Source organism: Saccharothrix hoggarensis (genome assembly GCF_042678885.1).
GTDB lineage: Bacteria > Actinomycetota > Actinomycetes > Mycobacteriales > Pseudonocardiaceae > Actinosynnema > Actinosynnema hoggarensis.
Genome location: NZ_JBHTLK010000238.1, coordinates 1 through 10,322, shown reverse-complemented (window position 1 = coordinate 10,322; position 10,322 = coordinate 1). Strand labels below are relative to the sequence as shown.

Genomic DNA, 10,322 nt, shown 5'->3' with positions numbered 1-10,322 from the left:
CGCGGCCGCCCCGAAGCCGCAGGCTCCCGCCGCGCCGCGCCCGCAACCCGTGGTCGCGCCGAGCGCCGGCGGCGTGGAGACCGTCATCGCCCGCGCCATGCAGCAGCTCGGCGTCCGGTACTCGTGGGGCGGCGGCAACTACCAGGGCCCGACGGTCGGCATCCGGGACGGTGGCGTCGGCGACGCCCACGGCGACTACTACTCCGTCGGCTTCGACTGCTCCGGCCTGATGATGTACGCGTTCGCGGGCGTGGGGATCTTCCTGCCGCACTACAGCGGGTACCAGTACAACGCGGGCCGCAAGGTGCCGCTCGCCCAGGCGCAGCGCGGGGACATGCTGTTCTGGGGCCCGGGCGGCGGCACGCACGTCGCCCTCTACCTGGGCGGCGGCATGATGGTCGAGGCGCCGTACTCGGGGTCGTCGGTGCGCGTCGCCCCCGTCCGGTACGGCGGGATCATGCCGTACGCGACCCGCCTGCTGTAGCCGTCACCGGCGGTCGCCCACCGGTTCCAGCCGCAGGGCCCGCACCTCCTCGCGCAGCGCGCGGACCTCCTGGACCAGCCGGTCGTCGACGGCGGTCGGCTTCGCCGGCGCGTCCGACTCCATCGCGCCGCACACGACGGCGATGAACAGGTTCAGCATGGTGAACGTGCCGACCAGCAGGTAGACCAGGAAGAACACCCAGGCCAGCGGCTGGGCGACCATCAGGTCCCGCATGACGTCCGACCAGCCGTCGCCGGTGGTGATCTGGAACAGCGTCAGCAGGGTCGAGCCGAGGTCGCCGAACCGCGGGTCGCCGCTCGGGCGGAACAGGTTGATCGCGACGACGCTGCCGACGTACAGCATCAGCACCAGCAGGCCGGACAGCGACAGCAGGCCGGGGATCGACTTGACCAGCGCCGTCACCACGCGCCGCATGCTCGGCACCATCGAGACCAGCCGCAACGCGCGCAGCACGCGCAGCGACCGGATCACCGACAGCGCGCCGGCGGCGGGCAGCAGGGACACCCCGATGACGACGAAGTCGAAGCAGTTCCAGGGGTCGCGGAAGAACCGGAGGCGGTGCGCGTAGAGGCGGGCGGCCAGTTCGGCGACGAAGACCGCGAGGGCGACGCGGTCCACCGCGCCGAGCACGCCGCCGTGCGCCGCGACGAGCGCGGGCGACGTCTCGCACCCCAGGGCGATCGCGTTGACCACGATCACCCCGATCACCAGCCGTTGGAAGCGCCTGCCGTCCACGACGTCGCGGACGCGGTCGCGCAAAGCCATGCGGAACTCCTTCTGCACGCGGGGAGGTGGCTCGATCGAGCACCGAGCCCATCGGCGTGCCGCCGGCACGGCTTGAGGTGATTCACCTGGTCGTGCGGAAGGACCACTCGGGCTGCCGGTCGGTTCTCGGCGATGTGGTCGCGGTGGCCGGTCGATTCCGATCTCCGGGTGGATATGAACCCTCATTCGCGGTGATCCCGGAAATGTGTCCCGAGAATTGCGGATGAATGGTCTTGATCACCCGAATGCGCGACGCGGATTCGGTAACGTCGAGGGTTGCGGGAGGAAGTCAAGTCCAGGGGGGACCATGACGGCCGGCCACTTGATGTGCCACGAAGGCGACGTGCGCGGGGGGAGACGCGGGGGAGGGCCACCGGGCCGCGGGTCCGCGCATGCCGCGGGCGGCTCACCCGGGGCGGTTCCCGCCCGACCGCGGTCGGTCTGCGCGTCGCGATGAACGGCGGCTTCCACCAGGCGGTGCTCGAACGGGCGGACGCCGCGGTGCTCGTGGTCGACCCGACGGACCTCGGCGTGCGGTGGGCGTCCCCGGCGGCCCGGCGGCTGTTCGGCGGCGCGCCCGGCGAGCTGCCCGACCTGGTCGCGAGCGGTGACGCGGCGGCCGTCGGCACGTTCCTGCAGGCGGCGGGCCGCACCGGCTCGTCGCGGTGCTCGTGCGCGGTGCCCGTGGAGGGCTCCACGCACCGGCGCGTCGACCTCGTCGCCCGCGACCTGAGCGACGACCCCGCCGTGGGCGGGCTCGTGGTGGTCGCGCTCGACGTCACGGGCTGGGCGGAGACGGCGGACGAGCTGGGCAGCAGGCTCAACACCGACGCGTTGACGGGCCTGGCGAACCGCACCGGGTTCCTGCCCCGGCTGGAGCAGGCCGTGCGCGGCGCGCCGGGCACGGTGCTGGTGTTCCTCGACCTCGATCAGTTCAAGGACGTCAACGACCGCCACGGCCACGCCGCGGGCGACCACGTGCTGCGCCTGGTGGCGTCCCGGCTGGCCGCCGTGGTCGCCGGCCGCGGCACGGCGGCGCGGCTCGGCGGCGACGAGTTCGTCGTCCTGCTGGACCGGCTGGACGAGCAGCAGGCGATCGCCGCCGCGCACGAGATCCTGGCCGTGATCGCGTTGCCGGTGACGTTGGCGGAGGGCGTCGTGCGGGTGTCGGTGTCGGCGGGCATCACGTTCGTCCGGGCCGGCCACGGCGCCGAGGACCTGCTGCACCAGGCGGACCTCGCGATGTACCGGGCGAAGACGATCGGCCCGGTGGGCGTCGCGCTGTACGACGAGGCGCTGGAGGACTGGGCGCTGGCGCGCAAGCACCAGGTGGACCGGCTCGCCGAACGGCTGGAGGAGCTGCACGCGGAGAACCGGGCGCTGGCCGAGGCGGCGACCATCGACCAGCGGACCGGCCTGCCGAACCCGGCGACGTTCGACGCCGACCACGCGCTGCGCAACCGCGTCGGCGAGCCGTACAGCCTGCTGCTGGTCGACATCGACCGCTTCCACGCCTACAACACGCTGTACCACTACCTGGCCGGGCACGAGACGCTGCGCCGGGTCGGCGAGGCGATCAGCCGCACCGCCCGCGCCGGCGACCGCGCGTACCGGTACGGGGGCGAGGAGTTCACCGTGCTGCTGCCGGACACCCGGCTGGACGGCGCGCTGGCGCTGGGCGAGCGCATCCGGCGGGCGGTGGAGCAGCTCGGCGTCGAGCACCGGGGCAACGCCGGGGGAGTGGTGACGGTGTCGATCGGCGCGGTGGAGGTGCTGCCCGGCGCGTCGGTCACCGACGCGGTCGAGGCGGCCAGCGTCGCGGTGCTGGAGGCCAAGGACGCGGGCCGCAACCGGGTGGTGGGCCGGCGGACCGCCGGGTGAGGCGTCGGCCTGCCGGGACGAGGCGCGTCGCGGGCTCCCCCGCGGGGTCGATCGGCCCGGTTGAGCCGCACTCACCCGCACGGCGCTCTGATGCTCTGTTCAGCCCAACAAACAACCACGGACAGTAGATAAATGGGGCGAATTCATCTCGACTACATGAATTGAGTTGGGCCGACCTGGTGAACGGGTGTGACCAGGAGTTAGTAACCTCCCGTGAACCACGACTCGATGCAGCACTTCTCGGCCGGTCTCTCCACCCTGGTCCTCGCCTACGTCGTCTCCGTGATCGGCTCGCTGATCGGCCTCGCGTGCATGGCCCGCGCCCGCGCCGAGCCCGTCCGCCGCGCGAAGGTGCGCTGGACGGTGCTGGGCGCGATCTCCATCGGGGGCGTCGCCATCTGGCTCATGCACTTCATCGCCATGCTCGGCTTCGACGTCCCCGGCGCGGCGATCAAGTACTCCGCGCCGCTGACCGCGCTGTCCGCCGTGGTGGCGATCGGCGTCGTCGGCCTCGGGCTGTCGCTCGTCACGCTCGTCCGGTTCACCAGGACGCGGCTGCTCGTGGCGGGCGCGCTGGCCGGGCTCGGCGTCGCCGGCATGCACTACCTGGGCATGTCCGCGATCCGGTTCAAGGGCGAGCTCTCGTACGACACGACCCTCGTCGTCCTGTCGTGCGTCATCGCCGTGGTCGCGGCGACCGCCGCGTTCTGGTTCACCCTGGTCGTCAAGACGACCGCGGCGCGGTTCGCCGCCGGCCTGATCATGGGCGTGGCGGTCACCGGCATGCACTACACCGGCATGGCCGCGGTGCGGGTGGACGTCGACCCGCTGGTGGTCGCGCCGTCCGGCACGACGGTGTTCGACCTGGTGTTCCCGGTGTTCGTCACGAGCGCGCTGGTGGTGGCGGTCCTGCTGTGGATGCTGTTCACCGCCGACGACGAGGCGCTGGGCGAGCCCGCCTAGCCGCGTACGGTGTGGCCGTGGTGTCGTGGACGGCGGTGGTCCTGGCCGGGGGGCGGGGCAGCAGGCTGGGCGGTGTCGACAAGGCCGCGGTCGTGGTCGACGGCCGCACGCTGCTCGACCACGTGCTGGACGCGGTGGCCGGCGCGCGGGCGACCGTCGTCGTGGGACCGCGCAAGGACGACGTGCCCGGCGTGACGTGGGCGCGGGAGGAACCGCCCGGCGGTGGACCGCTGGCGGGCCTGGCCGCCGGGCTCGCGCACGTCCGCACCGACCTCGTGGTCGTGCTGGCGGTGGACCAGCCGGGCCTCACCCGGTCCACAGTGGACCGCCTGCTCGCGGCGGTGGCCGACAGCGGCGCGGTGCTCGTCGACGAGGGCGGCCGCCTCCAGTGGCTCGCCGGCGCGTGGCGCGTCGCGGCGCTGCGCCGGGCGCTGCCCGCCGACCCGCGGGACGTCTCGATGCGGTCGGTGCTCGGGCCGCTCGACCCGGTGACCGTTCTCGCCCGACCGGGTGAGGCGCGTGACGTGGACACCCCGCGGGACCTCACCCGCTGACACCGGGCCGGACCCCTTCACAAGAGCCATACCGTCCTCAGGGGAGACTGGGCAAGAGTCGTACAACCCTGTCGAGGAGGACCTTTGTCCGAGCCCGCCGCCGAGGCGCCCCACACGCCGGCTCGTGACGCCCAGTTGCTCGAACGCACCGTGTTCGAGGTCAAGCGGGTGATCGTCGGGCAGGACCGGCTGGTCGAGCGGATGCTCGTCGGCCTGCTCGCCAAGGGCCACCTGCTGCTGGAGGGCGTGCCCGGCGTGGCGAAGACGCTGGCCGTGGAGACGTTCGCCAACGTCGTCGGCGGGTCGTTCTCGCGCGTCCAGTTCACCCCCGACCTGGTTCCCGCCGACATCCTCGGCACCCGCATCTACCGCCAGGGCAGCGAGACGTTCGACGTCGAGCTCGGCCCCGTGGTGGCGAACTTCGTGCTCGCCGACGAGATCAACCGCGCGCCCGCCAAGGTGCAGTCGGCGATGCTGGAGGTCATGGCCGAGCGGCACGTGTCCATCGGCGGCAAGACGTTCCCGATGCCCAACCCGTTCCTGGTCCTGGCCACCCAGAACCCGATCGAGAACGAGGGCGTCTACCCCCTGCCCGAGGCGCAGCGCGACCGGTTCCTGTTCAAGATCCAGGTCGAGTACCCGACGGCCGAGGAGGAGCGGGAGATCGTCTACCGCATGGGCGTCGAGCCGCCCGTGCCCAGCCAGGTGCTCGGCCCGGACGAGCTGGTCCGCCTGCAGGGCGTGGCCTCCCGGGTGTTCGTGCACCACGCGCTGGTCGACTACGTGGTGCGGCTGGTCATCGCGACCCGCGCGCCCAAGGAGCACCAGCTCACCGACGTCGCCGGGTGGGTCGCGTACGGCGCCTCGCCGCGCGCCAGCCTCGGCATCATCGCCGCCGCCCGCGCCCTGGCGCTGGTGCGCGGGCGCGACTACGTGCTGCCGCAGGACATCGTGGACGTCGTGCCGGACGTGCTGCGGCACCGCCTGGTGCTGTCCTACGACGCCCTCGCCGACGGCGTCCCGCTGGACCACATCATCACCCGGGTGCTCCAGACCGTGCCGCTGCCGCAGGTCTCGGCACGTCCGCAGACGCCCCAGCCCGCGGGCAGGCCGTGACCGAGCCCACCGAAGCGACCCCGGCCCGCCCGAACTGGGCGCCGCCGGTCCTGCACGGCGGCCGGATGGAAGCGGCGCTGCGCACGCTCGAACTGGACGTCCGCCGCCGCCTCGACGGCCTGCTCCAGGGCAACCACCTCGGCCTCGTGCCGGGTCCGGGCTCGGAGCCCGGCGAGGCGCGGCCCTACCAACCCGGCGACGACGTGCGGCGGATGGACTGGGCGGTCACCGCGCGCACCACCGTGCCGCACATCCGGGAGACGGTCGCCGACCGCGAGCTGGAGACGTGGCTCGCGATCGACCTGTCGCCCAGCCTCGACTTCGGCACGGCCGTGTGCGAGAAGCGCGACCTGGTGGTCGCCGCGACGGCCGCCGTGGCGCACCTGACCCGTGGCGGCGGGAACCGGATCGGCGCGCTGGTCTCCACCGGCGAGGACCTGGTCCGGGTGCCCGCCCGCGGCGGCCTGGCGCACTCGCGCGGCCTCATCCGCAAGGTCGCCGAGACGCCCCGCGCCCCGGAGGGCACCCGCGGCTCGCTGGCCGACGTGGTCGAGCAGCTGCGCCGCCCGCCGCGTCGCCGCGGCCTGGTCGTCGTGATCTCGGACTTCCTCGGCGGCATGGAGTGGCAGCGGCCGCTGAAGGCCCTGTCCGCCCGGCACGAGCTGGTCGCCATCGAGGTGGTCGACCCGCGTGACATCGACCTGCCCGAGGTCGGCACCGTCGTGCTCGCCGACCCCGAGTCGGGTCGCCAGCGCGAGGTGGTCGCCTCGCCGCTGCTGCGCCGGGAGTTCGCCGCCGCCGCGGCGGAGCACCGCGCCGCCGTGGCCGCGGGCCTCCGCCAGGCCGGCGCCGGACACCTGGTGCTGCGCACCGACTCGGACTGGATCGCCGACACCGTGCGCTTCGTGGTCGCCCGCAAGCGCCGCTGGTCGGGAGGGGTGGCCTGATGAGCCTGTCGGGGTTCACCGCGCCGTGGTGGTTCCTGCTGCTCGGCGCGGTCGCGGCGCTGGCCGCGTTCTACGTGGTGCTGCAGCGCGTGCTGCGCAAGCGGACGCTGCGGTTCGCCAACCTGCCGATGCTGGAGAAGGTCGCGCCCAAGCGGCAGGGCTGGTACCGGCACGTGCCGGCGGCGTTGCTCCTGGTGGCGTTCATGCTGCTGACGGTGGCGCTGGCCGGGCCGACCGCCGAGCAGAAGGTGCCGCGCAACCGCGCCACCGTGATGCTGGTGATCGACACGTCGCTGTCGATGAAGGCGACGGACGTCAAGCCGTCCCGGCTGGAGGCCGCGCAGGTGGCCGCCAAGTCGTTCGCCGACGGGCTCACGCCGGGCATCAACCTGGGCCTGATCTCGTTCGCCGGCTCGGCGACCGTGCTGGTCGCGCCGACCACCGACCGGGGCGCGGTCACCCAGAGCATCGACGGGCTGAAGCTCGCCCAGTCGACCGCGACCGGTGACGCGATCGTCGCCGCCCTGGCCGCCATCGACTCGTTCGGCAAGGTCGTCGGCGGCGCGGACGGCCCGCCGCCCGCGCGCGTCGTGCTGATGACCGACGGCAAGGAGACCGTCGGCACCCGGCGGGCGTTCGACGCGGCCGAGGACGCCAAGCAGGCCGGCATCCCGATCTCCACGATCTCGTTCGGCACCGAGGACGGCGTGGTCGAGATCGAGGGCCGGCGGCAGGACGTGCCGGTGGACGACGACTCCATGAAGGAGATCGCCAAGCTGTCCGGCGGCGAGTTCTTCAAGGCAGCCAGCGCCGAGGAGCTGCGCCGGGTCTACGACACGCTGGGCGAGCAGATCGGCTACGAGAAGAAGCAGGCCGACGCGAGCCGGCCGTGGTTGGCGCTGGGCACCCTGCTCGGGATGCTGGCCGTCGCGGGCGCGCTGCTCTTCGGGCAACGCCTGCCCTGACGCGGCAGGATGTCGCCCGTGGCGGAGGCGACGAACTGGCGGGAGATGGTCGACTGGTCCGCGGCGCTGCTGCGCCGCGGCACCGGCGAGGGCGTGCCGGAGTGGAACCGGCGCGTCCTGTCGACCGGGCTCGACAACGAACGCGACCTGCGGGTCTGGCTGCGTGAGCACGGCGTGACCGGCTACCCGCAGATGCTGCTGGTGATGGAGCGGTTCGGCTACCCGGACTTCATGACGGCGTCGTCGGACGAGCTGGTGGACGCCCAGTACGCGGACCGGCCCGAGATGCGCCCGATCCTCGACCGGCTGCTGGCCGAGGCGGCGCTGCTCGGGCCGATGCACGTCCAGGCGCGCAAGACCTACGTGGCGCTGGTGTCACCCCGGCGCACGTTCGCGATCGTGAAGGCCACCACCCGTGACCGGGTCGACCTCGGCCTCCGGCTGGCGGGCCACGCGCCGGCCGGGCGGCTGGAGCCGGCGCGCGCCCTGGGCAACGACACCATCACCGTGCGGATCGGCATCGGCAGCGCGGACGCCATCGATGACGACACGGTGGAGTGGCTGCGCCAGGCGTACACGGCCAACTCGTGAGCGACGACGGGTCGGCGCGTTCGAGCCGGCAGACGTGGACCGACGAGGACGGCGTGGTGTGGACGCGCGGCCGGCCGCGCGTCCTGACCGAACGCGACGCCCGACGCCTGGTGCTCCGGGCGTCGACCCTGGTGGTGGTCGAGCGGTCGGTGGACGACCTGGTCGTCCTCGACCCGGCCGTCCGCCGGGAGTTCTGGGCGTCGCACGTCGCGGGCCACGTGGACGAGAGGACCGGCGAGCCGGTGCCACCGAACCACCTCGGCCTGACCTACGCGGCCAGTCCGTGGACCGATGGCTCCGGCCGCCGGCTCGTCCTGCTCGCCGAGGAGTGCTGAGCCGAGGATGCTGAGCCGAGGAGTGCCGAGCCGAGGGGCGCCGAGCGGCGGGAGCGGTCAGGCGACGCGCCAGGTGACGCCGTGCGCGGCCAGGCCGGTCAGGAAGTCGGCCGGGTCGAGGACTTCCGCCGCCGCGTGGGCGCCGGGTGGCGCGGCGAGCAGCCGGCGGGCGGCCTCCACGGCGATCACGGCCGTGGTGCCGTACATGTCCCGGCCCTCCAGCACGCCCTGGCGCCGGGCGCCGTCGGTGGCGAGGGCGTCCACCACCAGCGTGAAGCGGGCCCGTGACCGGCTGTCGGGGGTCGGGTGCCGCGGCGTGCCGTCCACCGTCGCCTGCGTGGCCCCGGCGAAGAACGCCTGGATCTCCGGCGAGGCCAGGCCCTCCGAGTGCCGGGTGCGGACGTGCCGGGGGAGGGTGACGGCGGGCGGCAGGGGGAACTTCACCGCGGGTGCGTCGCCGGACGGCCACGCCACGGAGGTCCGCTTGGCCGCACGGTCCCTGACGTACTCACCGTCCTCCCAGGTCAGGCCACCGGAGTGGAACGTCTCGCGGGTCGTCAGCGCCATCAGGACCGTGCCGCGCGACCCCTCCGCGTCGACCGCCGTGAACGCGGTGCTGATGGTCTCCAGCCCGCCCAGCCCCTCGGCGACCAGGTGGCCCAGCAGGTCGCCGGTCAGGCAGTCGTTGTTGGCCGCGGGCAGGATCGGGACCGGCGCGGACGCGTGCCGGTCCAGCACGCCCTTGATGTACGACTCCTCGCCGGAGACGTCCACGTACGCCACGCCCGCGTCGATCGCGGCCCGGATCACCGGCTCGCCGAAGTGCGTGAACGGCGACGCGCAGTTGATCACCACGTCGACGTCCGCCAACGCCCGGACCAGCGACTCGTGGTCGTCCACCGCCGCGACCCGGAACCCCGGCAGCGCGCGCCTGCCGACCAGGACCGGCTCCACGCCGACGTCACGCAGCCTCGCCACGACCAGGCCGCCCACGAACCCCGACGCGCCGTGGACCGCGACCCTCACGCCGGCACCCCGTCCACCGCGACCGAACGGCCGAGCGACGCCGACTGCCGGATCGCCTTCCACGGCCGGTAGTCCGACGAGTCGAGGTACGCGCGGACGGCGTCCTTGTCGGCGAACTCGACGATGATCACCTGCGTGGGCGACCACTCGCCCTCCAGCGGCACGGGCCGCGGGTCGAACGCGACCACGCGACCGCCGAAGCGTTCGAGGATCGGCAGGGCCCCGGCGGCGTACTCGGCCATCGCCTCGGCGTCCGTGGGGTGGATGTCGATCACCATGTATGCGCTCATGGCCACCACACTGCGTGCCGGCCACGCCGCCAACCAGCCCGAGCGCAACCCACCCCGGCCAGGGTCAGGCTACGGGCGCGCCGGCGGCCGATACTGGGCGGCGTGACCGAACTCGGCGAGTTCCTGCGCGCGCACCGGGCCCGCTTGCGGCCCGACGACGTCGACCTGCCCCACTACGGCCGCCGCCGCGTGCGCGGGCTGCGCCGCGAGGAGATCGCCCAGCTCGCCGGGGTGAGCGCGTCCTACTACACGCGGCTGGAGCAGGGGCAGTCGCGCAGCGCGTCGACCGAGGTGCTGGACGCGTTGGCGCGGGCCCTCCGGCTCGACCCGGACGAGCACGCCCACCAGCAGGACCTCGTGGCCGCCGTCCGCTCCCGCGCGCCG

13 protein-coding genes are annotated in these 10,322 nt (G+C 73.7%); 10 read left to right on the top strand and 3 right to left on the bottom strand.

Annotated elements, in window-relative coordinates; genetic code table 11:
- Window positions 1-484: NlpC/P60 family protein (locus tag ACFQ3T_RS30300; RefSeq protein WP_380728451.1), on the top strand; the 484-nt coding region annotated here is incomplete at its 5' end.
- Between the two features lie 3 nt (window positions 485-487).
- Here ACFQ3T_RS30300 and ACFQ3T_RS30295 read toward each other — a convergent pair.
- Complete coding sequence (locus ACFQ3T_RS30295) at window positions 488-1,270, bottom strand: ion transporter (protein ID WP_380728449.1); 783 nt, start codon at window positions 1,268-1,270, stop codon at window positions 488-490.
- A gap of 453 nt (window positions 1,271-1,723) precedes the next feature.
- Here ACFQ3T_RS30295 and ACFQ3T_RS30290 point away from each other — a divergent pair, with 453 nt between their 5' ends.
- The 8 genes from ACFQ3T_RS30290 (at window position 1,724) to ACFQ3T_RS30255 (ending at window position 8,622) form a co-directional block, all read left to right on the top strand.
- Window positions 1,724-3,151 carry a sensor domain-containing diguanylate cyclase gene (locus ACFQ3T_RS30290; RefSeq protein WP_380728447.1) on the top strand — a complete coding sequence of 476 codons (1,428 nt, stop codon included), beginning with the start codon at window positions 1,724-1,726 and terminating at the stop codon, window positions 3,149-3,151.
- A 213-nt stretch (window positions 3,152-3,364) separates the two neighbouring features.
- On the top strand, window positions 3,365-4,114 hold the full coding sequence (locus tag ACFQ3T_RS30285) for an MHYT domain-containing protein (RefSeq protein ID WP_380728445.1): 750 nt from the start codon (window positions 3,365-3,367) through the stop codon (window positions 4,112-4,114).
- A 17-nt stretch (window positions 4,115-4,131) separates the two neighbouring features.
- A complete protein-coding gene (mobA, locus tag ACFQ3T_RS30280) occupies window positions 4,132-4,668 on the top strand; it encodes a molybdenum cofactor guanylyltransferase (RefSeq protein ID WP_380728443.1) in 537 nt (178 codons plus the stop codon).
- 84 nt (window positions 4,669-4,752) lie between these two features.
- Window positions 4,753-5,784 carry an AAA family ATPase gene (locus tag ACFQ3T_RS30275; protein WP_380728441.1) on the top strand — a complete coding sequence of 344 codons (1,032 nt, stop codon included), beginning with the start codon at window positions 4,753-4,755 and terminating at the stop codon, window positions 5,782-5,784.
- A gap of 65 nt (window positions 5,785-5,849) precedes the next feature.
- The gene (locus ACFQ3T_RS30270; RefSeq protein WP_380728455.1) at window positions 5,850-6,731 is read left to right on the top strand and encodes a DUF58 domain-containing protein; all 882 of its coding nucleotides are present in this window, start codon (window positions 5,850-5,852) and stop codon (window positions 6,729-6,731) included.
- On the top strand, window positions 6,731-7,696 hold the full coding sequence (locus ACFQ3T_RS30265) for a VWA domain-containing protein (RefSeq protein WP_380728439.1): 966 nt from the start codon (window positions 6,731-6,733) through the stop codon (window positions 7,694-7,696). The genes ACFQ3T_RS30270 and ACFQ3T_RS30265 overlap by 1 nt, the downstream gene beginning before the upstream one ends.
- An 18-nt stretch (window positions 7,697-7,714) precedes the next feature.
- On the top strand, window positions 7,715-8,287 hold the full coding sequence (locus tag ACFQ3T_RS30260; RefSeq protein WP_380728437.1) for a DUF5655 domain-containing protein: 573 nt from the start codon (window positions 7,715-7,717) through the stop codon (window positions 8,285-8,287).
- Window positions 8,284-8,622, top strand: a complete 339-nt coding sequence (locus ACFQ3T_RS30255; RefSeq protein WP_380728435.1) for a hypothetical protein — start codon at window positions 8,284-8,286, stop codon at window positions 8,620-8,622. The genes ACFQ3T_RS30260 and ACFQ3T_RS30255 overlap by 4 nt, the downstream gene beginning before the upstream one ends.
- A gap of 57 nt (window positions 8,623-8,679) precedes the next feature.
- Here the strand turns inward: ACFQ3T_RS30255 and ACFQ3T_RS30250 are convergent, their stop codons facing one another.
- The gene (locus ACFQ3T_RS30250) at window positions 8,680-9,648 is read right to left on the bottom strand and encodes a saccharopine dehydrogenase NADP-binding domain-containing protein (protein ID WP_380728433.1); all 969 of its coding nucleotides are present in this window, start codon (window positions 9,646-9,648) and stop codon (window positions 8,680-8,682) included.
- Window positions 9,645-9,938, bottom strand: coding sequence for a DUF1330 domain-containing protein (locus tag ACFQ3T_RS30245; RefSeq protein ID WP_380728431.1), 294 nt, complete (start codon window positions 9,936-9,938; stop codon window positions 9,645-9,647). The genes ACFQ3T_RS30250 and ACFQ3T_RS30245 overlap by 4 nt, the downstream gene beginning before the upstream one ends.
- A 93-nt stretch (window positions 9,939-10,031) precedes the next feature.
- Here ACFQ3T_RS30245 and ACFQ3T_RS30240 point away from each other — a divergent pair.
- A partial coding sequence (locus ACFQ3T_RS30240; RefSeq protein WP_380728453.1) for a helix-turn-helix domain-containing protein occupies window positions 10,032-10,322 on the top strand: 291 nt, incomplete at its 3' end.